Origin of the sequence: Novosphingobium guangzhouense (genome assembly GCF_002896965.1) — a bacterium.
Classification (GTDB): domain Bacteria; phylum Pseudomonadota; class Alphaproteobacteria; order Sphingomonadales; family Sphingomonadaceae; genus Novosphingobium; species Novosphingobium guangzhouense.
The window spans coordinates 1-22,116 of sequence record NZ_LYMM01000065.1 but is presented as its reverse complement, the minus strand read 5'-3'; the positions used below and the strand labels follow the sequence as shown (position 1 = coordinate 22,116).

Sequence of the window (22,116 nt, the reverse complement as noted above, 5' to 3'; positions counted from 1 at the left end):
CGGTCCTGCCATTCGTCTGGCATCGCCTGCAGGGCCAGCCGCGGGATCACCAGATAGGGTGACCGATACAGGCGGCGGTGGCATAAATCCTCGTTCATGCTGCCTGCCCCTTCGCTTCCCGCATGCGCTCATCGATCGCGTCCCGGCACGACGGCAGGCCGTGCGGCTGGCTGTCGTGAAGGTCGACCTCGAAGTCGCCGATCATCAGCCGGTTGACGTTGTGGCTCTGGATCAGCTTCCAGCGATAGGTGGTGCCGTAATGCGCATTGAGCGCCGCGTTGCACCGATCGAGGTAATCCAGCCGCGCCTTGTCGGCTTCCAATTCCGCCACCTTCGCGCGCAACTCCGCGCACTCAGCCTCGGCCCGCTCGACCCTGTTGCGATAATCCTGTGCGCTGGGGTGCTCCTCTACCTCGGCGGCCACGGCCGCTTGCGCAGCGGCGATGCGCTGGCGGTCGCTCGATAGCTGCGCCGCCGCCTGCCGGAGCAGATCATAGGCGACGTCGCCGAGCTCGCCCTGCAGCGGCTGGCCGTCCATAAGGTCCGCGGCAGTGCCAATCTGCTCGATCAGCGCCAGCCGCCGCTTGTCCTGCTCGGCGGCGAGGTCTTCGCCTTCTCCGGCGACGGCCGCTCGCACGAACGGGTTTGCTCCCTCGATGCCGACAGGCGGATGCGTCGCGCCCCAGGCGTGGAACCAGAAGACACCGCTATTCGCCACGACACCCGCCAGTTCATCGGGCGCGAATTGCCATTTGCTGATGCAGTTCGGATTGCCGTCGAGGTCGCGGTACCGGTGGACGTGCAGGTCATAGACCGTGCCAGCCGCCGCATCCTCGGTCGTCGGCGCGCGAAGGACGAGGTTGGATTCGGGGAAGGGGATGCCCTTTGCCATCAGACGATCTCCCGCACTTCGGCAATGAGGGCGTCGGCTGTCGCAAATGCGGCCTCCATCTCATCGCGCAGGTCGCGATCATCAGAACGCATCTCGGAAGAGGCGCCCGGGCCGCGCAGAGAATGGCACGAGCCTACGTCGATCATGACCCGGCGCTGCAGCCGTTTGAATAGCTCCAGCGCATCGAGGAGCTTCCTCTCCCGGTTGGTCGAGGCGGCGAGATCTACCCGGAACCCAGCCGCATTGCGATGCCCGCCGCCTCCGAAGCGGCTGGCGACCTCGCTGACGCTCTGCCGGCCGTAGGCGCTGCGCAGGGACCAGCTGACCGCCTTCTCGCCGGTGACCGACATCGCGGCGAACGGCGCGACCGGATGCTGGGCGAGCAGGTAGTGCCCGACGGCCGACACGAGGCTGTAAGGGCACTCCACCGTGATGACGCCCTCCACGCCGCCGACGGTGCCCAGGTGCGCCCGCGCAGCAATCTCCCGGATCAGCGGCTGGCGCCAGTACTCCACCACCTCGCCCCGATTGAGCGGCGCCCGCTCGCCGTCCTCGAGCTCGTCGTGGATGCTCTCCATCCGCTCGATCGTCAGCGGCCCCGCCTGAATGTCGAGGTGGAGCAGTTCGGCATCGTCGAGCGTGTTAGGCACGAATCGCCAGAGGTCGTAGCGCTCGGCGAGCAGGACCAGCTGCGGAGGCTCGATGCCCTGCATAGCGAAGTCCCACGCCATGCGCGCGCCGCTGCGGTCCATGTCGAACAGGGCAACGATCGGCGGGTAGCCGCCCCGATCGAGGTCTTCGATCATGGATGCCGCCGTCCATGTGGTGAACCGCTCGGGCTTCGTCGAGAAGACGCTGAACGGCTCAAGCGCCGCCTGGGCAGTTTCGTGGTGATCGAGGATCACGATGGACTTCGCTCCAGCCGCGACCATGGCTCGGAGATCATCGGCCTTATAGCTGAAGTCGACGATCAGGATGTTCTTGCCCGCCACATCCTCCGGCGGCTGGTATCCGTAGTTCGCCGCGCGGTACTCCGGCGCGTCGCCCCAGCGCTTCCAGCAAGCCCATGCGGCGACAGTTCCGTCAGCGCACTTATCGTGATATATGATCAGGTGAGGGGCCCAGCCTGACCCACCGGAACGATCCGAGAACGAAGCGCGCGGTAAAACTGCGGCAACATCCAGCGGTGTTCTTGAGTCGTTCTCTGTACGTTCGCGCATGTAAAAACTCCTGAATGGGAGTTTTCCGTGCGTTAGAGCAGGGGGGCGTATGCTTCCCAAGCTGAATACGGGGGTTCGATTCCCCTCACCCGCTCCACTCCCCGGAAATTGTGAAGTTTCGAAACAGCTGCATTCTTGCAGGCAGGTTTCAGATGAGCATCGTCGGTTGGCTGGAGTGGCCAGAAGCATTCTGATCCGCCACCTAATTGAGAGCTCATAAGCAAAAAGCCCCGGTTTCCCGGGGCTTTCGACTACTTGCAGTCACTTCCGAAGAAGTGATGGTGCCCAGAAGAGGACTCGAACCTCCACGCCCTTGCGAGCGCCGCCACCTGAAGACGGTGCGTCTACCAATTCCGCCATCTGGGCACTTTAGCGAGGGGGCGAAGTGCCGTCCCCGCTGGGTAGGAGGGCGCCTCTAAGGGGGTGGCGAAGGGTTGTCAACACTGTCTGGAGAAACATTTTTCATTTCGTGCGTTTGATCAGGCGCAGGCACCGTGAACCGCTGATCGGCAACTGTGCGGTTGCCCCTCGTTCGGCCTTGTGGCAGGGGCGAACTGCATGTGCTGCCGCGCGGAACACGGTGCCGGCTGCGCGACCGAAGGACCGATTCTCATCATGAGCACCACCGAATCTCTCTCCGGCAAGATTGTCACCATCCTGGGCGGCAGTGGTTTCGTCGGCCGCCATCTTGCGCAGGAATTGCTGGCGCGGGGCGCACGCCTGCGTATCGCCAGCCGCCACCCGAAGAAGGCCTTTGCGATCAAGCCGCTGGGCAATTTGGGGCAAGTCCAGTTCGCGGGTGTGGACATCACCAGAGCCGATACGCTGGCGGCGGTGCTGGCAGGATCGGACGCCGTCGTAAACCTAGTCGGCGCTTTTGCGGGCAAGCTTGATGCGTTGCAGGGGCAAGGCCTGGGCGACGTTGCTGCAGCGGCCAAGGCCGCAGGCGCGAAGGCCTTCGTTCATGTGTCGGCGATCGGTGCCGATGCCGGATCGGATGTCGCCTATGCCCGCACCAAGGCGGAAGGCGAAGCCGCTGTACTTGCGGCGTTCCCCGAAGCGACCATCGTGCGCCCTTCGCTGATGTTCGGGCCGGACGACAATTTCGTGAACATGTTCGGTGAACTGATCTCGCGCCTGCCTGTTCTGCCCGTCTTCGCGCCGCAGGCGAAGCTGCAGCCGGTTTTCGTGGACGACGTGGCCGAGGGCATCGCCGAAGCTCTCAGCAGTGCAGCGGCGCAGGGCAAGACCTTCGAACTGGCCGGGCCGGAAGTCGTCACGATGCAGGATCTCAACCAGCGCATCGCCAAGGCGCAGGGCCGTTCGCGCGCTTTTGCAGAACTGCCTGATGCAATGTCCGGCCTGATCGCAAGCACGACCGGATGGCTGCCCGGCGCGCCCATCACCAGCGATCAGCTCAAGCTGTTGCAGGCCGGTAGCGTGGCCAGCGGATCGTTGCCGGGCCTCGCCGAACTTGGCGTGACGCCGCGCCCGCTTGGCCTGTTCCTTGACCGCTGGATGGTGCGCTTCCGCAAGCACGGCCGCTTCGGCTCCAAGGTTGCCAGCGCCTGACGGACTGCCCTTAGGGCGCCCCTTGACTGGCAGAACGAATGCGGCTGCCGGAAGCGCCCCAATATTTGATCATTCTCTACCTGATTGCTCCTTTGCCAGCCGGAACCGTGCGGTCCGGCTGGCCATTGTAGTGGCAGCAGGGGCGACACACCCCGCTGCCAGAGGAGCATCTGCAATGACCACCCCCTCAACCTCATCCGAAACAGTCTGGACGACGCAGCAGGGCACGATTCGAAAGGGGATGAGAGTAATCGCCCCGGACGGAAGCTGCGTCGGCACCGTCGCCACGCTGGATGGCGACGAACTGATGCTTGAAGGTGGCGCCCATGAATTCGTCGCGATTACACAGGTCGATGGGGTGAGCGCGGATTCCGTGCTGCTTTCCGATCGTGGAGATGCGACCTTCGGGCTTGGCGCTACGCCCTGATCGGCGGAACTGACGAGCCGTTTTCAGGCTGGGACGAATGCCGGAACGTCATCCTCAACCTCTCCGTTTCATGGATACGAGCCCCCGAAACCAGGAGAGATACCATGTTCGAGAAGCTACGTGTGAAGGAGCACATGGAAGTCGCCACCAGCACCGGCCAGCATATTGGTACGGTGGATGAAGTGAAGGACGACCAGATCAAGCTCACCCGGTCGGACAGTTCCGACGGCGCCCATCACTACATCGCCTTCGACAACGTCGACAAGGTCGCGGACAATCGCGTGTACCTCAAGCAAGGAACCCCCATCCCGATGGGTGTGGGCGCGAACTGACCTTGCTCTAACTACCAGTCACCGAACGGATGGCGCGTTACCCCCTCGCGCGCTGTCCTGCGGAAACCCCGGCGTTCCCTACGGAATGCCGGGGTTTTGCGTGCAACAGGCATCCCCACGGCGATGCCTGTTGTTCTGTGATACACTGTGAATAGCATCTCTTCCCATCGACCGGACCCGCTGTTACTCGAAAAGAAGCAAGAACAGACGGTACGAGAGGAAAACGCCGTGGTCACAGGCTTGGGCAAGGTCGCCGTGCGATGGGCATTCGCTGCTCTGGCGCTTATCGCGCTGCCATCATGCCACCGGCCAGCCCAGCCGATCGAGGAACAGACGGTGGTGGATCCCGACGAATGGCCCAACTGGGGCCGGACCGGGACGGAAACGCACTATTCCCCGCTTGATGAGATCGACACGGGCAATGTCTCTGCCCTTAAGCTCGCATGGCATTTTGATCTGGAGCCCGGCTACACGCCCACCACTCCGCTGATGGCCGAGGGCAAGGTGTTCATCACTACCGGCCACTCGCACATCCGCGCGCTGGATGCGGTCACGGGCAGGCAGTTGTGGGAATATGACGGCGGCACGCGCGAACGGGCGAAGACGGCGTTGCAGATGTCGTGGGGGAGCAAGGGCATCGCTTATGACGCGGGGCACGTCTTCCTTGTCACCACGGATGGCTATGTCGTCTCGCTCGATGCGAAGACCGGCAGGCAAGCATGGAAGACCATGGACTTCCCGGACGATGCCCCGCGCAACGCCAATGGCGCTCCGCGAGTCTTCGGGGGCAAGGTGATCACCGGCTTCGGCGGCGGCGATATCAGCCCGGCGCGGGGCTTCGTCAGCGCTTACGATGCCAGGACCGGAAAGCTGGCATGGCGTTTCTACACGACGCCGGGGGATGAGGTGACGCCCGCCAATCGCAAGGCGGAGGAGGTCATGCGCAAGACCTGGCCAAGCGGCTGGAAGAACCCCGACGGCACCCGGCGCGGCGGTGGCGGGACGGCGTGGAACGCCTTCGCCTATGATGCCGAACTGCGGCTGGTCTACCTTGGGGTGGGCAACGGGTTTCCCTACAACCAGAACCTCCGCAGCCCCGGCGGAGGCGACAACCTGTTCCTGGCATCCGTCGTGGCGGTGAACGTCGATACCGGCGAGTACAAGTGGCACTACCAGCTCTGCCCCGGTGAGCAGTGGGATTGCACCGCCACTTCCGACATGACGCTGGCGACGCTGACGATCGACGGGAAGGACCGCAAGGTGCTTATGCAGGCGCCGAAGAACGGCTTCTTCTATGTGCTGGACCGCGCCACCGGCCAGTTCATTTCGGCGCAGAAGATCGCCAAGGTGAGCTGGGCCGAGCGGATCGACGTAAAGACCGGGCGGCCGGTGGAGAACCCCGGCATCCGGTACAACGGCAAGCCCGGCCTGTTCGAGATGTGGCCGGGGCCGACGGGAGCGCATTCGTGGCAGCCGCAGGCCTACAGCCCGCAGACCGGGCTCGTCTATGTTCCGGTGATGGATATGCCGGCGCTGATCGGGGATGGGCAGAAGGGCGGCGGCGAGGTTGCTGCGGGCATGGGGGTCACGCTGATCCCCGAAGTCGAATTGCCCGGCGGCCACAAGAGCTACCTCAAGGCGTGGAACCCGGTGACCCAGACCGAGGCGTGGCGTGTCGATCTTCCCGGCACCTGGCCGGGCGGGGTCATGGCGTCTGCAGGCGGGCTGGTCTGGCAGGGGCAGATCGACGGCAGGTTCGTGGCGCGCGATGCCATGACCGGGAAGGAACTGTGGTCGTTCAGGACGGAGAGCCCGATCGTCGGCGCGCCGATTTCCTACCGTGTGAAAGGGCGCCAGTACGTCACCGTGCTTACCGGCGCGGGCGGTCAGGGTGCCGGGATGCAGACGCTGGGCAATGCCGCCTATCGCACCGATTATCGCTTGCCGCGCCGCGTCCTGACGTTCGCGCTTGATGGCAAGGACAGCATCGCCCCCTTCGCCATGCCTGCGCTGGAGCCCGTATCCGACCCCGACTTCAAGCCCGATCTTGCCCGCGCGCAGGCCGGGGCGATGCTGTTCGGCACCCGTTCGTGCATCGTGTGCCACGGATGGAACGCAGTGGCGGGCGGCGCGGCGCCGGACTTGCGCTATTCGCCGGTTATCACGGATGCAGCGACGTTCCGCACCATCGTCAAGGAAGGCGGGCTCAAGCTGAACGGGATGCCGCCTTTCCCGCAGTTCACGGATGACGAACTGGAAACCTTGCGCTTCTATCTGCGGGCCCGCGCTCAGGCTGCGCCGGCCGAACAGAAGGCGCTGCTGGACAAGGCCAAGGCGGCGAAGGCCAGCAATGCCCGGCCGCAAGACTTTGCGGGGCGCTGGAACATCGTCATCCAGTCTCCGATCGGCCCGCAGAAGGCGGTCATGGACCTGACCGTCAAGGGCAACGTGGTGACCGGCAAGGTGACCGCAGAGCAGGGCACGGTCGATGTTGCGGGTGGCATTCGGGACGGGCGTGCCCGGTTCGAAGGGCGCGCGTCGATGCCCATGCCGATCACCGTGAAGTACGATGTGACCGTGCGGGACGGGCAGCTTTTGGGCGAAAATTCCAACGGGCCGTTCGGGACGTTTCCCGTTTCGGGCACGCGCTGAGACGGGGGTTTACACGGTTTACACGGTCCAGGGGGAAATGGTGTCACCTTGGGCCGCAATGTGTCACCTTAGGGGCATAAGGTGACACATTTCGCAGGCGATGTGTCACCTTGCGAGCCTGAAGTGTCACCTTGCAAGTATACAGTGTCACCTTGCGGGGGCGACGTGTCACCTTGCGGTGTAACCTTGCGATGATGGTGAAATGCCGGGGTGTGCATGGCCCGCACTGTAACGGAGCGCACGGGCTGTAGGAAAGCACGCAGGCTTTCCGGCATCAAACGGGCGGTTCAGCCCTGCTTGGGCAGATCGGCGAAAGCGGCCTGGAAGCTGTCCGAAGGCGCGGTGTCGGCGGCGAGGGTGGTGGTTGCAGCGGTGGTGGTTGCAGCGTCGTCCGAACCGGGGGCGTAGATGAAGCCGAAGGTCGGGCTGGCGCGCAGGCCCAGGGACTGGGTGGGGGCGTACCACACGCGCACGCTGCTCCAGTCACCCTTGGCCGAAACGTCTTCTGCCATGGCCGACTTTTCGACCATGCCGGGGCGCGACCAGTTGGCGTGGTTGAGCACGACATGGCGATCGTCCACGATCTTGCTGACCACGGCGACATGGCCCACGGGCATCGCGCCGGTTGCCTTGAACACCAGCACCGAACCGGCCAGCGGGGTCTTGCCGCGGGCGTAAGTGCCTTCGGCCTGACCCCACCAGGTTGCGGCATTGCCGTGGATGTCGATTGCCGAATGTTCCCGCGCATAAGGTGCGCACTGAAGCGGACGGGCCACGGCGCCTTGCGTGACGGCCGACTGCGTGAACAGGGCAACGGCGGCCAGAGCAAGTGCGGGAACGAATTTCATGGGACGGAGTTATAACGCCCAAACCTTGCTGCGATAGCGAAGGGGCAGGGCGGTCACCGCCGTTCCCGCACGGTTCGTCGCACTGTCCACAGGCGGTGGAATGCGCCGAACCGTTGGGCGCAAGATTCTGGAAAAGGTAGGCAATTCTTGCCGGGTCAGTGCCGAATCGATCGGCAGGTCGCGGCATTTCGCGCCGCGTCAAAGCAAGGCAACCCGGACCGGCGCGATGCCGTCCGGGTTGCTTCGTTTGTCTGCGATGACAAAAAATGCGGCGAAAGAACTGGGGCGAAGAACGAGATCAGCCGGCCAGTGCGAGCTTTGCGGCTTCTTCGCGCACGACGCGGGGCTGGTCGGGCCAGATGCCGCGCGTATCGTAGACCAGCTTGGTCGCGCGTTCGGCCAGCGGTACCACGCGGAAAACGTCGTGGTCGACCAGCACGATCAGGATGTCGCAGTCTTCCAGCGCTTCGTCGACGTCGATCTGGGTGACGCCGGTATCGGTAAATTCGATCGGCAGCTGCGCCGCATAAGGCTCAACGATCGACATGCGGTTGCCGAACTTGCGCGCAAGGCGGCTGGCGACGAAGCGGGCAGGGCTTTCGCGGAAGTCGTCGATGTTGGCCTTGAAGGCAAGGCCAAGGCAGGCGACGCGGGCGTCCGGCTGCGCTTCGATCAGGGCTTCGGCCTTGGCGATGACGTGGTGCATCTTGCCGTCGTTGACGCCGCGCGCGGTGCGGATCAGCGGGGTTTCCTCGGGCGCGCCGTGGACGATGAACCAGGGGTCCACCGCGATGCAGTGCCCGCCCACGCCGGGTCCGGGTGACAGGATGTTGACGCGCGGATGGCGGTTGGCAAGGCGGATGACCTCCCACACGTCCAGCCCCATGCGGTCCGACACGATCGACAGTTCGTTGGCGAAGGCGATGTTGACGTCGCGGTAGGCGTTCTCGACCAGCTTGGTCATTTCGGCGGAGCGGGCATCGGTGGTGACGCATTCACCGCGCACGAAGCGCTTGTAGAATGCCAGCGCCTTGCGCGCGCAGCGCGGGGTGATGCCGCCGATCGAGCGGTCGTTGTTGGTCAGCTCTTCCAGAATGCGCCCCGGCAGCACGCGTTCGGGGCAGTATGCGATGGAGATATCCGGCGTTTCGCGGGTGATGCCGGGGATCTTCAGATCCGGGCGCATCTGCGCGATCATGTCGCGCATCTTTTCGGTGGTGCCGACCGGAGAGGTGGATTCAAGGATCACCACGTCACCCGTCTTGAGCACCGGCGCGATCTTGCGGCCCGCTGCAAGGACATAGGAAATATCGGGCGCGTGCTCGCCGTGTTCGTCCTTCTCGAACGGGGTGGGCACCGCGATCACGAAGACGTCGGCGGGTGCCACCTCAAGCGAGGCGGAAAGCAGCCCGCGCGCGACCACGCCCTGCACCAGACCGTCCAGATCGACTTCCTCGATATGGATTTCGCCCCGGTTGATGGTGTCCACAACCTGCTGCGACACGTCGAGGCCCAGCACCTTGCTGCCCGAACGCGCGATGACGGCAGCGGTGGGAAGTCCGATGTAGCCGAGGCCGACGACGCAGACGGCGGGTGAAGAGCTTGTCCTGCTCATTACGATGCTCCGTGATTTTGCTGGGAAGCCTGCTGGCTGGGAATGGCGCGCAGCCCGGGCTGGTTGCCCCGTGCAAGCGCCATGACGACGCCAGCAGGCTTCCCAGCAAAACCCCGAAGGGGCGGGCCGCTTTTGGCCCATCGCTGCGTTGCTCGTCGAGCACAATGTGCCGGCATTGAGCTCTCCTCGCGCCTTGCGCTGGGCCAAAATCGGCTCCGTCCCGGAGCATCGTAATGAGCAGGACAAGCTCTCTTGTCAGATTTCATTCGCAAGCAGCTCCAGGATGCGGCGCGATGTTTGTCCGTCCCCGAACGGGTTGTGGGCGCGCGCCATGGCCTCGTAGGCGGTCTTATCGTCAAGCAGGGTTGATAATTCGGTAACGATACGCCGGGCGTCGGTGCCGACAAGCCTTGCGGTGCCTGCCTCCACGCCTTCGGGGCGTTCGGTGGTTTCGCGCATGACCAGCACCGGCTTGCCCAGTGCCGGGGCTTCTTCCTGCACGCCCCCCGAATCGGTCAGCATTATCTCTGCGATCGACAGCAGGCGGGCAAAGTGCGGATAATCCAGCGGTTCGATCAGGGCCACGTTGTCCAGCCCGGAAAGGCGCTCGTTCATGACGGTGCGCACATTGGGGTTGAGGTGGACGGGGAAGATCACCGCCGTATCGGGGCGCTGCGCGATTTCGCGGATGGCCTGCGCGATCTGTTCCATCCCTTCGCCGAAATTCTCGCGGCGATGGCTGGTCACGCCGATGATCCGCTTGCCGGCAAAGCGCGCCTCAAGATCGGCAAGACCGGCGGCGAGGGCGGGGTTGCGCTCTATCTCGGCGGTCACCCAATGGAGCGCGTCGATCACCGTATTGCCGGTAACGTGGACCCGGTCGGCCGCGATGTTCTCTTTCAGCAGCGCGGCCTGGCTGGTGGTGGTGGGCGCGAAGTGCAGGGACGCCATGGCGCCGATGATCTTGCGGTTCACCTCTTCGGGCCAGGGATGATAGATGTTGTAGCTGCGAAGGCCCGCTTCGACGTGATCGACCGGGATCTTGCGGTAATAGGCGGCCAGCGCGCCCGACATGGCGGTGGCGGTATCGCCCTGCACGATCACGCGGTCGGGCTTTACCGCGTCCATCACCTTGCCCAGCCCCGTCAGCAGGTTGGCGGTCAGCGCGTCCAGCGTCTGGTCGGGCTGCATCACGTCAAGATCGTGATCGGGCACGATCCCGGCGATCTCCAGCACCTGATCCAGCATCTGGCGGTGCTGCGCCGAAACGCAGACCACGCATTCGAACCGGGGATCGGCCTTCAGGGCATGGACCACGGGGAACAGCTTGATGGCCTCGGGCCGGGTGCCGAAGATGACGAGGATGCGGGCGGGGTGCAAGCGGGCGGTCATGCGGCGGGACATAGCAGCCGTGTGTTAAGTTGAGACTAAGGGAATCTCAGCTGCCAAGGGTGTAGCGCCCGTCGATGCCGGTGCCGGTGGTACAATAGTCCACCGAATGTGGCTGGTGACCGGCTTCGGCGTAGGACAGTTCGAAGCTGTCCTTGCCGGTGGGGGTGAACACCAGCATCGGCAGCCCTTCCTCAAGCGAGGAGACGGTCCAGGTCTGCTTGTTTTCATCGCGGTGCATCACGCCGTCAAGCGTGCAGGACGGGCGGCCCTTGAAGGACAGCGCGATGACCAGCATCGCCTTGCCGTCGATCAGCGGGACGATGCGCACCGGGCCGGTATAGCCCGCCTCCGCCCGTGTGAACCGGCCATGCGGGAAGGGCAGGAAGGGGATGCGCGCGCGCCTCTCGTCGCCGGCGTTGCCCTCTGCGAAGTTCAGGCGATGTTCGCGGCGTCTGAGGGCGCGGGTGATGCATTGCTGCGTCGGGCAATGCGCGGCGCGTCCGCGCGCCTGTCCGATAGCGGCGGAATAGACGTCTGCGTGGGTGGGCTTGTCCAGCGTCTGCTTCAGCCAGCCAAGCAGCGCGTCTTCACGCTTTGCCAGCGCGGCGGACTGGGCCTTGGCCGCCGCGCTCGGTTCTGCCCTTGATGATGGCGAGGAGCTGGCCTGTGCCACCGGGTCGGGGCTGCAGGCGGACAAGGCCATGAGGGGGGCAGCCAGCAGGCTGAATATCCGGGCGGGGCGGTGGGATAGCATCGTCACATGCCGCAGCCTATCGCCGCTGCACGATCAGGGCAATTACCCAGAACGCCGGGACGAGGCGTGGCCGCGCCGGATGTCGGCATCGATGTGGCGCATCACCTTCCACGTGGACAAAACGGCGCGTGCCTCTTGCCCGCCCGCACGGCTTGGGCAACACCGGCCCCATGTCTATCCTCAGCGACAAGTGGATCCGCCAGCAGGCCCTCGAAAACGGCATGATCGAGCCGTTCGTGGAGGCGCAGCGGCGTGACGGGTGCATTTCCTACGGCCTTTCGTCCTACGGCTACGACGCGCGCGTCGCGCCGGAGTTCAAGATCTTCACCAACGTCGATTCGGCGGTGGTCGACCCCAAGGACTTCGCCGCCAATTCCTTCGTCGATCGCACCACCGACGTCTGCGTGATCCCGCCCAACTCCTTCGCGCTGGCCCGCACGGTCGAATACTTCCGCGTGCCGCGCGACGTGCTGGTGATCTGCCTTGGCAAGAGCACGTATGCACGCTGCGGCATCATCGTGAACGTGACCCCGCTGGAGCCGGGCTGGGAAGGGCACGTCACGCTGGAATTCTCGAACACCACGCCGCTGCCCGCGAAGATCTACGCCAACGAAGGCGCCTGCCAGTTCCTGTTCCTCAAGGGCAACGAACCGTGCGAGACGAGCTACGCCGACCGCGCGGGCAAGTACATGGGCCAGCGCGGCGTAACCCTGCCAAGGCTCTGAGGGATCGTCCGGAAATTCGCCGCAGGCGAATTTCCCGGCCGGTGCCGCACCAAAGATGCCCGCCAGGGCATCTTTCAGACAGGGAACAAACCCCGGTTACACCCGCTTCTCCCGGCATATAACAGGCCGGGAGACATGCCGTGTCCAAGATTGCCGCGATTATCGGGCGCATCCTGATCGCCCTCATCTTCATCTTCTCCGGGGCGGGCAAGCTCGCCGACATATCCGCGACCGAAACGATGATCGTCGCCGCCGGGCTGCCGTCCGGCCTTGCCATTCCCACCGGGCTTTTCGAACTGCTGGCGGGGCTGTGCCTTGCCGCCGGGTTCATGGTGCGGCTGGTGGCGGTGCTGCTGGCGGGCTTCACCGCGCTGACGATCCTGTTCTTCCATGCCCAGTTCGGCGACCCGATGCAGCGGGTCATGATGCTCAAGAACCTGGCGATCATCGGCGGCCTCGCCCTGGCCTTTGCGCATAGCCAGATGTGGAGCCACTATTACGCCATCACCCGCGAACGGCGCGGAGAGATCGCCGCGCGCGATGCCGATGCCCGCACACGCGATGCCGACGCGCGCGTCCACGAAGCCGAACTGCGCGCCGCCCGCGCCGAAGCCCGCGCCGATGCGCTGGCGCATGGTCAGGTCGCGGGTCAGGCCGCGCCCGCTTACGAACCGCGCACCGTCGTCACCGACGTCAACCATGATGGCGTCCCCGAAGTGCGCCGCACCGGCTGGCGCAATCGCCGCTGGTTCGACTGGTAGGTTGCACATCGCCTGAGCGGACATCGCTGGGGCAGGTTCGGGGCAGGCTGGAAAACCGGCCTGCCCCGAAGCATGTTGAGCCGCAGTTCAGCCCGAAGGCCCGGCCGCATGACCATCGAAGACCTGCTTTCCCGCGAGGCGATCCGCGATCTTATGGCGCGCTATACGATCGCCGGGGACCGTCTGCGGGTGGAGGATTTCCTTGCCTGTTTCACGCACGATGCCGTCATCGAAAGCGAGCGCGTGCCGCCGGACCGGCTGTTCCGCCACGAAGGTCGCACCGCCATCCGTAACTGGCAGGAGCGCTGGCGATCGGCGGGAGAGGGTGCGCATGGCGCCACTTTCGTGCGCCATCACTTGTCGACTTCGGCGGTGACGCTGCTCGGCCCGGATGATGCAGAGGCGCGCACGTACTGGACGGCGTGGACCGATATCGGGCCCGATCATGCCGGCCATTACCTTGACCGGCTGCGCAAGGTGGACGGCGCATGGCTGATCGCCCACCGCCGCATCCGGCTGGACTGGGAGGCGCCGGGCAGTCTGTTCCGTTCGGCAGTGGCCAATTCAGCCGATTCTAGCGCAACGGCCAGAAATACATGATCAGCGGCGTGCCCAGCACCAGCACAAGCAGCGAAAGCGGCGCGCCCAGTCGGGCATAGTCACCAAACCGATAGCCGCCCGGCCCCATCACCAGCGTGTTGCACTGGTGCCCGATGGGCGTCAGGAAATCGCACCCCGCGCCGATCGCGGTGGCCATCAGGAACGCGTCGGGCCGATAGCCCAGATCGTGCGCGAACACGGCGGATATCGGCGCCATGACCAGCACCGTCGCTGCATTGTTGAGGAATGGCGTCACCGCCATCGATGCCGCCAGCACCAGCGCAACCGCGCCCCACGGCGGCATCCCTCGGGCCAGTTCGGCAAGGCCGGTTGCCATCACTTCGGAAGCGCCGGTCGATTGCAGCGTTCCGCTGACCGGGATCAGCGCACCCAGCATGATCAGGATCGGCCATTCCACCGCCTCATAGGCATCGTCCACCGGAAGCGCGCCGGTCAGCACCACCAGTCCGGCTCCGGCGAAGAAGGCGGCGGCCACCGGCACCAGTCCGGTCGCCGTCGCCAGCATCGCGGCGGCAAGGATGCCTACGGCCAGCCAACCCTTTCGTGTTGCCCCCAGCGCGATCTGGCGCTGCGCCAGCGGCAGCACGCCCAGCTGGCGCAGGCGCCCCGGCATTGCCGACAGCGCGCCCTGCAGCACTATCACGTCTCCCGGTTGCATCAGGACGCTGGCGGGTTTCGCACGCAGGCTTTCCCCCTCACGGGAGATCGCGACAAGCCGCAGCCCCATCCGCTCACGCAACATCAGGCGGCTGGCCGAACTTCCCGCCAGCGCCGATCGCGCGGTGACGACGCCCTCGATGACCCCCACGTTATCGCGCGCCCGCTCGGTATGTTCGTCGTCCTCGTCATCGGTCCGGTGGCCGCTGGCGTCCAGTTCACCTGCCGCGACCGCGCGTTCCAGCGCATCGGGGTCGCCGGCAAGGATCAGCACGTCATCCACCACCAGGACAAGGTCGGGGCGCACTTCGCCCGACAGGCCGTGGCGCAGCACCGCCGTCACTTCGACGTCGCCGTCATGCTCCTTGACGAAGCTGGCGACGGTATTGCCCGCCAGATGCGATTCCTCGCGAACGCGGGCCTCGATCGTGTAGTCGGCGATATCCAGCGCCTCGCCCATCGTCGCCGCCGCCCGCCTGTCGGCGGGCAGCAGGCGATAGCACAGGCGCAGGAACACCAGCCCGATCGCCAGCAGGCCAAGCCCGGTCGGCAGGTAGTCGAACATCGCGAAGGGCTCGCCCACCATCTGCTCGCGCACCCGGCTCACGATGATGTTGGGCGAAGTGCCGACCAGCGTGGTCAACCCGCCCAGCAGTGCCGCGAACGACATCGGCATCAGGAAGCGCGACGGGTTGGTCCCGCTCTTGCGGCCAAGCTGCCCGGCCGCGGGCATCAGCATCGCCAGAGCGCCGATGTTCTTGATGAGGCCCGATGCGATGCCGACCGAAGCGGACAGGACCAGCAACTGCGATCCGGTGCCTTTCAGCCACTGGCCGGCCCAGGCCACGGCCTTCTCGATCAGCCCGGATCGCTGGACGGCGGCCGACAACACCAACGCGGACCCGACGATGATCACGATATCGTCGGAAAACCCCAGGAACGCCTTCTCGGGGCTGACCAGCCCCAGCGCCATGCCCGCCAGCAGCGCGATCACGGCGGTCACATCGTAACGGAACCGGCCCCAGATGAAGAGGACCATCATGCCGCAGAGCAGGGCAAGGGACAGATATTGCTGAAAGGACATCGGGCCTCGGAAAAGACGGACAGGCCAAAGAAATGCGCAGGAAGCGCCCCGGTGCCCGTTCGCCCATTGACGCCGGCACACAGAGACGGCAATAGCGCCTCTCGCGCAAGGCGCGGGCGGTTAGCTCAGTTGGTAGAGCATCTCGTTTACACCGAGAGGGTCGGGGGTTCGAGCCCCTCACCGCCCACCATTCGAACCCACGACATCCTTGGGTTTTTGAGTGCTTCTCTTCTCCACCACCTTGTTGTTATCGCCGGTGATGGACACGATGTGGACACGCCTCCATTTGGTGGCCTCGCGCTCCACCTGATCCCACAGTTTGGCCAGCGCCCGAGTCGCCGCCTTCATCTTGTTCGGGTCGACGTGGGCGTAACGCGTGGTTGTCGTCTCCAGCGTGTCGCCTTCGTCCTTGTGCCCGAGCAGGGCGCTGATCTGCTCGCCCGGTACCCCGCTGCTGCGCAGGTGCGTCGCGACGGTGTGGCGAATCGTCTTCGGGATCACGCTGACCGGGTGGCCCAGCTTCGCCCGCATGGTGCGCCACCAGATCTTACGCGACTTCACCGGCTTGCCGCCCGGCCATTCGGCCAGCAGCTTCTGCAGCGGCTCGATCACGGGCACGACCGGGTTGCGCTTGTTCGTCTCCGGCCAGCCGGCGGGGTGCATATCCGCGACCGCGCCATGCCACTGAGCGGCTGGATTGAAGGCGAGGCCCGCATCCGGGCGCACGCCGGTGCCGATCATCAGCCATATCCACGCCTGCACGTCGGGCTCGTGGTCCGCATAGGCGACGATCGCGCCGAGCTCGGCCGGGGTGAGCGTCAGCTTGCGCGGCTTGGAGCGCAGCGTCTTGTCGACAGACGGGATGCGCGGCGCGGCGGCGATTCGCTTCTCGTCCTCGGCGTGGCGCAACGCGGCGCGCAGATCGTCGATGTTCCGCTGCACCGCTTCGCCCGACACGCCCTTGTGCTGGTGCTTGAACACGCGCCCATCCCATTCGACTTCCCACGAGTGCGGGCCCATGCGCCAGCGGCGAAACCTGGCGACCGAGCTTTTCGTGATGTCCGCGACCTTCACGCCGGTGGTCAGTTCGTCCTGCATGAAGAAGCCGATCCACGCGCGGAAAGACGATTCGACAGTGTCGATGCGGTGGATGTCGGGGCCGTGCTCCCTGAGGTAGTGGAACAGGTGCGGGATCAGCTCGGCCTCGTCGTTGCCCTGGAGCTTCTTCGATCTCAGCCCTGCATCGAATCCCCGGAGCTTTTCCTTGGCCGCCGCGAGATCCCGGCACTGAGTAGACCGATAGACAAGGGCTCCCTTTTCACGTCCGGCGATTTGCCAGATGTGGGGCGACCTTCCGTCCCGGCGCTTGTCGAGCCAGTAGTCTCCAACGATGAAGGGGGAGGTGTCACGGGACATAGTTCTTCTGCTTCGATCTCGGCTACGCGCTTGAGGAAGCCGTAACCGGCCATTTCCTGAAGCTGTGATAGGGTGAAGGTGGCGCCGCGCCCGTTTCGCAGGGCACCGCGGAATTTCTTGGCGATGGTCTGGGCTGTCATGGCGCGTCTCCGGGAGAGGTTGGCCGGGTGGTCCTCATCATTCTTCGTGCTCCCCGATTGAGATTTCTTCGAGATGGTGGGCGCTGGTAGCGTCCTCGATCATGTCGCCGAGCGTGCGGTTGCCGTCGGCGGAGAGCTTTTCGTCCAGGCTGCGCGGGCCGTACTGGTTCTGCCAGTCGGCAAGGCCTCGGCTGACGAAGCTGCGGACGACCGAGCGGATTTGCTCGACTTCTATCCGGCCTTCCATGACGGCCAGCTGCAGTTCGCCCGCGACGTCGTCGCGAAGCGCGCGCTCGAGCCCCTTCGGAAGCGCCGCCTCGATCAGCTTGAGCACCGCCCGGCCGTCGAGCTTCCGGCCAGCCGCGCGCATGCGAGCCCGAATCGCAATTCGGCGGCGCCGCTGATCCTCCGGGCTCATCTCGCGCCTGATCGCCCATATCTGCTTCTCGTGGACGCTGGTTTCCTTCGCCAGGTCAGAGACGACGGCTCCAGAGAGCAGGCCCTTCAAGATGGCCGCGTGCGCGGCGGCCGGTAGCGGCTGGAAGCCCCGGCGCATGCCGTACTGATCCCACTTCGCCGAGCACCAGTAATTGTGGTGCAGCGGGCGCCCGCAGGCGCAGGCAATGCCCTCGTCGAAGAGGCGCATCCGCAGCGGCAGCGAGTGCTTCTGGACGGTGGCCACGGCAAGGTCGAGGTCGCGTGCGATCTTCGACGGCGGATGCCCTTCCCGCACCATTTCCTCGATGCGGGCTATCCAGCGCCTATCGAGCGCGGCTGGCGTGTTCTTGATGCAGCCGCCCGGGTGGCGGAAGGGCCTTCCGCACGCGCAGGGCCGGGGATCGGTGCGGCGGCGATCGTTCCAGAACTTCACCGCGCGCTGGACGGTGCTGAAAGGCATGCCCGAGCCCTCGCTCATGCGCCGGATGCTCATGCCGTCATTGTAGCGCTGCCAGAGATAGATCCGCTGCTCTTCCGGGATGGCGGGCAGGCGTGCAACCTTCTCAGTGCGGCAGGGGCCGCGATGGTTCCGGCGGCGGCCGCAAGCGCAGTTGACGGGAAGCGGGCACGGCCCCCGGTGATTACGCCGCTGCCCGCAGGCGGGACATGTCGGCGACACCGGCACGCCGCTCGCGAGCACGTCGTTCATCACCTGCGTGACGCGCCATTCGCTTTCGCCGGTGCGGTCGCAGACGGTCTTGATGTTCCAGCCCTCGCGGACCAGCCGGACGACCTTCCAGCGCGTGGCGGGCGCCATGCTCCGCCCAGCCGCGCCGAAGGCGGTGCGCGGTATCGAATTGTCCTTCTTGCCCAGCCGATGCGTGCATCCGAGGTTGTGATCCATCGGCTTGCCGCAGCCGCACGGCACCCCTTCGGCAGCAAGCTCGGCGCGGACCTTCCGCAGCAGCTGCTGGGATGCGTAGAACGTAAGGCCGGTCATATCCCTGACCAGTTCGGCGGAGGTATGCCGAACATCACCGCCGAGGTGGAGGGCAAGGACACCATCAGCGACCCGCGCACCGGCACCGTGGGCTATACCCGCAACGCGGCCCTCGTCTTCTACGACTGGATGCTGACCCGCCGCGAGGAGGGCGGATTCGGCTGCTACAGCGACGAGGTCGATTGGGACTGGGTCGCGGCGGAGGCCAACGTCTGCGATGAGCTCGTGGACACCCCGGCGGGGCAGGAGCGGCGCTACGAGTTTGACAGCTACATCCAGACGGGCGCGGCGCCCAGCGAGGTGCGCGACACCTTCGTAACCTGCTGCGCGGGTCGTTTCACATACAGCGGCGGCAAGATGCTGCTCCGCACCGGCTACTACGTCCCGCCTTCATCGACGCTGCAGGAAATGGACCTTGCAGGCCCGATCACCGTTCCCGCACTGCTCGAAGGCGACCAAATCGCCAACGAGATCTCCGGCTCTTACATTGAACCGGACAAATATCAGCCCTCCGACGTGCCCACGCGCTCGCAATATGCCGATGACGTCCGGCAGGCCTCCTATGACCTTCCGCACATCACCTCGCCCTACCGGGGCCAGCGCATCCTGGAATACTACCTGCGCAAGTCGGCGGCTGAGCGCCGGGTGACGTGGCCGATGAACATCATGGGCATCGCGATCTCGACGCTGGACACGGTTCAGCTGGCGACGTCGCGCTACGGCCTCAACAACTATGCCTTCCAGGTAACCAGCTGGGGGCTCAATCAGGACTTCTCCTGCGGCCTGCAGCTTGAGGAGCACAACGCCGACATGTTCGAATTCGACCCTGACAGCTACCTCGAGCCCGGCGAGGTGGGCGTGCTCGACGAGGCGGAGCCGATCAGCGATTCGGATGAGATCATCCTCGATGGCGGCGACGCAACGACGGAGATCGACTGATGCCCCTCGTGCGATACAAGCTCCGGCGCGACACCGCGGCGAACTGGACGACGGTCAACCCGACGCTCGGCCCGGGCGAACCGGGGGTGGAGGCCGACACGCGGCTGGTGAAGTACGGCGACGGCATTACAGCGTGGGTGGATTTGCCCTATGCCGCGATCGAACTCCCGCCGGTGCTGGCCGCTTATGCGGATGGAGATACGCCGAGTGCTTTCACGCTCTCGATCGTCGACAGTGCGGACGGGCCTGCCTGGTTGGTCGCCATCGGCGCGCAGCCCGCGAGCGCGGTCCTATCCGACGTTGCTAGCGCCGCGCCGAGCGCCTTTACGCTTTCGATCCTCGACAGCGCCAACGGCTCCGCCTGGCTGGACGCGATCGGCGCGCAGCCGGAAAACGCTGCCTTGACCGACATCGCCGAAGTTTCGCCGGTGGCCGATGGTGAGCACACTGTGGCGGGAATCAAGATCACCACGTCCAAGGGCCTGATAACCTCGATCACGGCCGCCTAGCGGCGCACCGATCAGCCGGCGAAGCCGCGAAACGGGATAGTCGTCCCGTCATTCCACGGGGATCGGACCCGGAAGCCCTCCCAAGGCACCATCTTGTGCTCGCCGCAGTGCCCCTTCGGCCCCAGGCAGATCGATTGACGATCCTCGCTCGCCTTGCCGCAGTGATTTGAGCCGAGAAGGAAGCCCTCGCGCGGGAAGATGTGAACCTCGGCGCTCATAGCGAAAGCCAATCGAGCTCGGCGTCTTCGAGCGCCTCCCAGTCATCGCCACTCGCCCGGCGGCCCTGCAGCCATTTCTTCGCGGCCTCGACGTCACCAGTGCGTGGGAAGTTACGATCCCCAGCGGCCGCCTCGGCTATCTGGCCGATGAAGCCACTGCGACCCGTCTGGGACACGAGCCATGCGCCGAAGGGCTGGCCGCGCGGCGTGCCGGTTTCCTGTTCCATGTCCATTCCAATCGTCCCGAATCATCCGAAGACGAGCATATATGTTCCACATTTGTTCTAATTTGCAAGGCGGGCTTCCGGTCGGGCCAGAAACCGGGTATCCAATTGGTCCAACAAGTGAAAATGCGATGACGTTCGGCACCTTTAGTTTAAATGGTCATGAATACCCTCTCGGACACCTCGATCCTTTCGAGGTGACTGTGGCTGCGAAAGACCCGCTGGCCAGTCCTGCCGTACTAAGGGTGATATGCAGTCATCATGTTTTCAGCGTGAAGTGGGATGACAATGAGCATACCGCCGATCATGAGTTCACTTACAACAAGGAACGTCGCGCCTTTTGCCCGGTACGCTACGGATGTTCTATTGAAATAGAGGATATCGTAAAATATCACATCAACGGGAAGGCATACGTCAGTAAGGATGGCAAAGGCATTTCGCGGCACCTGTTCTATGCCGTGGCCGACAGCATCCCTTATCCGGTGGTGTTCGATTTGGCGAAGGCTAAACACATCCCCGAAGTCGACGGCATCATGCGCATCATCAGCGCATATCAGAAGCCCTTGCTCCCAGCCCGTAACAAGCTCCAGTCGATCAACTTTGCGCGGCTGGTCCACCAGAAGTGCCCGCCTAAAACAAAATAGCCTCCCCGAAGGGAGGCTAAATGTGTGCGAGAGAACCCTTACGACCACATTTCGCGGTACCCTTGCGGGCGGCACATCCCGAATCTCGCTTCGGATGTACGGGTTAAATGTACGATTCGGCGTCCGGTTTCAATTATTTTCTGAATTCTCGGAAATAACCTTCGCCGCGTTCGGCAATTGCAACCCTTATTTGCTACGATAAAAACGGCGGAAATCCAACGGAAATGCGGCACGAGGGCTCTTATCCAGTCGTTTGCCCAGCCGCCCAGGTCCGCTCCCGCTCGCATTCGCGGCAGCAGCGCGGATCGCACGGAACGGTACCGCCTGATGCCGAAGGCCAAAGGTGCAGCCGCTCCACCACCGGTGAACCCTCGACGCGGTTCCGATAGTTCGGCTGCTCGGCGGCTGGAACCGGTGAGACATAGGCGCCCCTCATGCCCCGCTCTCCCCGCGAAACGGAAAGATGATGTCGGCCGGCCAAACTGTGTCCTTACCATCCAGCCGATGATCGCCCCGCCCTGTCATGCGGGCCAGGTAGATCCGGCAGTGCTTCGCCCACACCTTCTTGCCCCACGAAGTCCCGCCGTGGAAATCAGAGGCAGCGGCGCGCAGGGCCTTGCGCAGATCGGCCGGGGAGGCCTCGGGCATTTCGGCGTGGATACGGGCGATCCACTGCGGCGCGGCGGTCTGCCAGTTACGCATGGCTGCCGCCCTTGAATGTCGGGCATATCTCACGAACGTCGCCGTATTTGTAGTTCGCCCATGGATCATCGCTACCGCGCACGAGGCGCACGAACCCCGTTGCCTCATTGACCACCCGGGCGCGGGTGTATTCGCTTCCCGGCCCATCATCGCGGAAGACCTGATATTGCGGGCAGTCGAGCCCAGCCGCGTCCGCCTCCTTCAGGAGGGCTTCAAGCCGGTCCTGCCATTCGTCTGGCATCGCCTGCAGGGCCAGCCGCGGGATCACCAGATAGGGTGACCGATACAGGCGGCGGTGGCATAAATCCTCGTTCATGCTGCCTGCCCCTTCGCT

The 22,116-nt window shown here is 64.7% G+C and carries 23 protein-coding genes and 2 tRNA genes; 11 read left to right on the top strand and 14 right to left on the bottom strand.

The features are described from left to right. Nucleotides 1–94 precede the first annotated feature (94 nt). The 3 genes from A8V01_RS29030 to A8V01_RS21985 all read right to left on the bottom strand — a co-directional run bounded on the left by A8V01_RS29030 (nucleotide 95) and on the right by A8V01_RS21985 (nucleotide 2,478). The gene (locus tag A8V01_RS29030; protein WP_211295110.1) at nucleotides 95–892 is read right to left on the bottom strand and encodes a hypothetical protein; all 798 of its coding nucleotides are present in this window, start codon (nucleotides 890–892) and stop codon (nucleotides 95–97) included. Next, complete coding sequence (locus tag A8V01_RS21990; RefSeq protein ID WP_146037349.1) at nucleotides 892–2,112, bottom strand: DHH family phosphoesterase; 1,221 nt, start codon at nucleotides 2,110–2,112, stop codon at nucleotides 892–894. Before A8V01_RS21990 ends, A8V01_RS29030 begins: the two co-directional genes overlap by 1 nt. Nucleotides 2,113–2,391: 279 nt before the next feature. Next, a tRNA-Leu gene (locus A8V01_RS21985) sits at nucleotides 2,392–2,478 on the bottom strand. 249 nt (nucleotides 2,479–2,727) lie between these two features. Here A8V01_RS21985 and A8V01_RS21980 point away from each other — a divergent pair. From A8V01_RS21980 to A8V01_RS21965, 4 genes are all read left to right on the top strand, one after another. Beyond that, nucleotides 2,728–3,684 (top strand): complex I NDUFA9 subunit family protein, encoded by a 957-nt coding sequence (locus A8V01_RS21980; protein ID WP_103098416.1) that lies wholly within the window; start codon nucleotides 2,728–2,730, stop codon nucleotides 3,682–3,684. Between the two features lie 175 nt (nucleotides 3,685–3,859). Beyond that, on the top strand, nucleotides 3,860–4,111 hold the full coding sequence (locus A8V01_RS21975; protein ID WP_103098411.1) for a DUF2171 domain-containing protein: 252 nt from the start codon (nucleotides 3,860–3,862) through the stop codon (nucleotides 4,109–4,111). A gap of 104 nt (nucleotides 4,112–4,215) precedes the next feature. Then, nucleotides 4,216–4,443, top strand: coding sequence for a DUF2171 domain-containing protein (locus A8V01_RS21970; RefSeq protein ID WP_103098410.1), 228 nt, complete (start codon nucleotides 4,216–4,218; stop codon nucleotides 4,441–4,443). Nucleotides 4,444–4,671: 228 nt separating this feature from the next. Then, a complete protein-coding gene (locus A8V01_RS21965) occupies nucleotides 4,672–7,095 on the top strand; it encodes an outer membrane protein assembly factor BamB family protein (RefSeq protein WP_245892765.1) in 2,424 nt (807 codons plus the stop codon). A 287-nt stretch (nucleotides 7,096–7,382) separates the two neighbouring features. Here A8V01_RS21965 and A8V01_RS21960 read toward each other — a convergent pair whose 3' ends face one another. The 4 genes from A8V01_RS21960 to A8V01_RS21940 form a co-directional block, all read right to left on the bottom strand. Next, complete coding sequence (locus A8V01_RS21960; RefSeq protein ID WP_103098409.1) at nucleotides 7,383–7,943, bottom strand: CHAP domain-containing protein; 561 nt, start codon at nucleotides 7,941–7,943, stop codon at nucleotides 7,383–7,385. Between the two features lie 298 nt (nucleotides 7,944–8,241). Next, complete coding sequence (gene wecC, locus A8V01_RS21955) at nucleotides 8,242–9,558, bottom strand: UDP-N-acetyl-D-mannosamine dehydrogenase (RefSeq protein WP_103098408.1); 1,317 nt, start codon at nucleotides 9,556–9,558, stop codon at nucleotides 8,242–8,244. Between the two features lie 255 nt (nucleotides 9,559–9,813). Beyond that, nucleotides 9,814–10,950: a non-hydrolyzing UDP-N-acetylglucosamine 2-epimerase gene (gene wecB / locus A8V01_RS21945; RefSeq protein WP_103098414.1), complete on the bottom strand. Its 1,137-nt coding sequence runs from the start codon at nucleotides 10,948–10,950 to the stop codon at nucleotides 9,814–9,816. 46 nt (nucleotides 10,951–10,996) lie between these two features. Further along, on the bottom strand, nucleotides 10,997–11,710 hold the full coding sequence (locus tag A8V01_RS21940; RefSeq protein WP_146037348.1) for a hypothetical protein: 714 nt from the start codon (nucleotides 11,708–11,710) through the stop codon (nucleotides 10,997–10,999). A 164-nt stretch (nucleotides 11,711–11,874) separates the two neighbouring features. Between A8V01_RS21940 and dcd the strand changes: the two genes are divergently transcribed. From dcd to A8V01_RS21925, 3 genes are all read left to right on the top strand, one after another. Beyond that, the gene (dcd, locus tag A8V01_RS21935) at nucleotides 11,875–12,429 is read left to right on the top strand and encodes a dCTP deaminase (protein ID WP_103098406.1); all 555 of its coding nucleotides are present in this window, start codon (nucleotides 11,875–11,877) and stop codon (nucleotides 12,427–12,429) included. Between the two features lie 140 nt (nucleotides 12,430–12,569). Next, entirely contained in the window at nucleotides 12,570–13,190 is a 621-nt protein-coding gene (locus tag A8V01_RS21930) for a DoxX family protein (protein WP_103098405.1), read from the top strand. A gap of 108 nt (nucleotides 13,191–13,298) precedes the next feature. After that, entirely contained in the window at nucleotides 13,299–13,790 is a 492-nt protein-coding gene (locus A8V01_RS21925; protein ID WP_170066028.1) for a nuclear transport factor 2 family protein, read from the top strand. Here A8V01_RS21925 and A8V01_RS21920 read toward each other — a convergent pair. Beyond that, nucleotides 13,765–15,552, bottom strand: a complete 1,788-nt coding sequence (locus A8V01_RS21920; RefSeq protein WP_103098403.1) for an SLC13 family permease — start codon at nucleotides 15,550–15,552, stop codon at nucleotides 13,765–13,767. The two genes, A8V01_RS21925 and A8V01_RS21920, sit on opposite strands and share 26 nt — an antisense overlap. 114 nt (nucleotides 15,553–15,666) lie before the next feature. On the opposite strand from A8V01_RS21920, the gene A8V01_RS21915 reads away from it, so the two are divergent. Then, nucleotides 15,667–15,742, top strand: a tRNA-Val gene (locus A8V01_RS21915). On the opposite strand, the gene A8V01_RS21910 is transcribed toward A8V01_RS21915, so the two are convergent. Next, a complete protein-coding gene (locus A8V01_RS21910; RefSeq protein WP_103098402.1) occupies nucleotides 15,730–16,968 on the bottom strand; it encodes a tyrosine-type recombinase/integrase in 1,239 nt (412 codons plus the stop codon). The two genes, A8V01_RS21915 and A8V01_RS21910, sit on opposite strands and share 13 nt — an antisense overlap. 177 nt (nucleotides 16,969–17,145) lie before the next feature. Continuing rightward, on the bottom strand, nucleotides 17,146–18,546 hold the full coding sequence (locus A8V01_RS28770) for a hypothetical protein (protein ID WP_170066027.1): 1,401 nt from the start codon (nucleotides 18,544–18,546) through the stop codon (nucleotides 17,146–17,148). A 24-nt stretch (nucleotides 18,547–18,570) separates the two neighbouring features. Between A8V01_RS28770 and A8V01_RS28765 the strand changes: the two genes are divergently transcribed. Together A8V01_RS28765 and A8V01_RS21895 are read left to right on the top strand one after the other, a co-directional pair. Beyond that, nucleotides 18,571–19,485, top strand: a complete 915-nt coding sequence (locus A8V01_RS28765) for a phage tail protein (RefSeq protein WP_170066026.1) — start codon at nucleotides 18,571–18,573, stop codon at nucleotides 19,483–19,485. Next, entirely contained in the window at nucleotides 19,485–19,994 is a 510-nt protein-coding gene (locus A8V01_RS21895) for a hyaluronate lyase N-terminal domain-containing protein (RefSeq protein ID WP_103098399.1), read from the top strand. The genes A8V01_RS28765 and A8V01_RS21895 overlap by 1 nt, the downstream gene beginning before the upstream one ends. 11 nt (nucleotides 19,995–20,005) lie before the next feature. On the opposite strand, the gene A8V01_RS21890 is transcribed toward A8V01_RS21895, so the two are convergent. Further along, nucleotides 20,006–20,212: a hypothetical protein gene (locus A8V01_RS21890; RefSeq protein ID WP_103098398.1), complete on the bottom strand. Its 207-nt coding sequence runs from the start codon at nucleotides 20,210–20,212 to the stop codon at nucleotides 20,006–20,008. Continuing rightward, on the bottom strand, nucleotides 20,209–20,439 hold the full coding sequence (locus A8V01_RS21885) for a hypothetical protein (RefSeq protein WP_103098413.1): 231 nt from the start codon (nucleotides 20,437–20,439) through the stop codon (nucleotides 20,209–20,211). The genes A8V01_RS21890 and A8V01_RS21885 overlap by 4 nt, the downstream gene beginning before the upstream one ends. A gap of 128 nt (nucleotides 20,440–20,567) precedes the next feature. Here A8V01_RS21885 and A8V01_RS21880 point away from each other — a divergent pair, with 128 nt between their 5' ends. Beyond that, complete coding sequence (locus tag A8V01_RS21880) at nucleotides 20,568–21,080, top strand: hypothetical protein (RefSeq protein ID WP_146037347.1); 513 nt, start codon at nucleotides 20,568–20,570, stop codon at nucleotides 21,078–21,080. A 432-nt stretch (nucleotides 21,081–21,512) separates the two neighbouring features. Here A8V01_RS21880 and A8V01_RS21875 read toward each other — a convergent pair whose 3' ends face one another. Then, on the bottom strand, nucleotides 21,513–21,782 hold the full coding sequence (locus A8V01_RS21875; RefSeq protein ID WP_103098396.1) for a hypothetical protein: 270 nt from the start codon (nucleotides 21,780–21,782) through the stop codon (nucleotides 21,513–21,515). After that, on the bottom strand, nucleotides 21,775–22,116 hold a 342-nt coding region (locus tag A8V01_RS21870; protein ID WP_211295108.1), incomplete at its 5' end, for a hypothetical protein. The genes A8V01_RS21870 and A8V01_RS21875, both read right to left, overlap by 8 nt.

Coding starts and splice junctions, on each gene's coding strand:
- dcd (WP_103098406.1), top strand. CDS start 11,875: ATGTCTATCCTCAGCGACAAGTGGATCCGCCAGCAGGCCCTCGAAAAC.
- A8V01_RS21875 (WP_103098396.1), bottom strand. CDS start 21,782: ATGCGTAACTGGCAGACCGCCGCGCCGCAGTGGATCGCCCGTATCCAC.
- A8V01_RS21970 (WP_103098410.1), top strand. CDS start 4,216: ATGTTCGAGAAGCTACGTGTGAAGGAGCACATGGAAGTCGCCACCAGC.
- A8V01_RS21895 (WP_103098399.1), top strand. CDS start 19,485: ATGCCCCTCGTGCGATACAAGCTCCGGCGCGACACCGCGGCGAACTGG.
- A8V01_RS21920 (WP_103098403.1), bottom strand. CDS start 15,552: ATGTCCTTTCAGCAATATCTGTCCCTTGCCCTGCTCTGCGGCATGATG.
- A8V01_RS21975 (WP_103098411.1), top strand. CDS start 3,860: ATGACCACCCCCTCAACCTCATCCGAAACAGTCTGGACGACGCAGCAG.
- A8V01_RS21960 (WP_103098409.1), bottom strand. CDS start 7,943: ATGAAATTCGTTCCCGCACTTGCTCTGGCCGCCGTTGCCCTGTTCACG.
- wecC (WP_103098408.1), bottom strand. CDS start 9,558: ATGAGCAGGACAAGCTCTTCACCCGCCGTCTGCGTCGTCGGCCTCGGC.
- A8V01_RS21990 (WP_146037349.1), bottom strand. CDS start 2,112: ATGCGCGAACGTACAGAGAACGACTCAAGAACACCGCTGGATGTTGCC.
- A8V01_RS21890 (WP_103098398.1), bottom strand. CDS start 20,212: ATGAGCGCCGAGGTTCACATCTTCCCGCGCGAGGGCTTCCTTCTCGGC.
- A8V01_RS29030 (WP_211295110.1), bottom strand. CDS start 892: ATGGCAAAGGGCATCCCCTTCCCCGAATCCAACCTCGTCCTTCGCGCG.
- A8V01_RS28770 (WP_170066027.1), bottom strand. CDS start 18,546: ATGACCGGCCTTACGTTCTACGCATCCCAGCAGCTGCTGCGGAAGGTC.
- A8V01_RS28765 (WP_170066026.1), top strand. CDS start 18,571: ATGCCGAACATCACCGCCGAGGTGGAGGGCAAGGACACCATCAGCGAC.
- A8V01_RS21910 (WP_103098402.1), bottom strand. CDS start 16,968: ATGTCCCGTGACACCTCCCCCTTCATCGTTGGAGACTACTGGCTCGAC.
- wecB (WP_103098414.1), bottom strand. CDS start 10,950: ATGACCGCCCGCTTGCACCCCGCCCGCATCCTCGTCATCTTCGGCACC.
- A8V01_RS21980 (WP_103098416.1), top strand. CDS start 2,728: ATGAGCACCACCGAATCTCTCTCCGGCAAGATTGTCACCATCCTGGGC.
- A8V01_RS21885 (WP_103098413.1), bottom strand. CDS start 20,439: ATGGAACAGGAAACCGGCACGCCGCGCGGCCAGCCCTTCGGCGCATGG.
- A8V01_RS21880 (WP_146037347.1), top strand. CDS start 20,568: ATGACGTTCGGCACCTTTAGTTTAAATGGTCATGAATACCCTCTCGGA.
- A8V01_RS21925 (WP_170066028.1), top strand. CDS start 13,299: ATGACCATCGAAGACCTGCTTTCCCGCGAGGCGATCCGCGATCTTATG.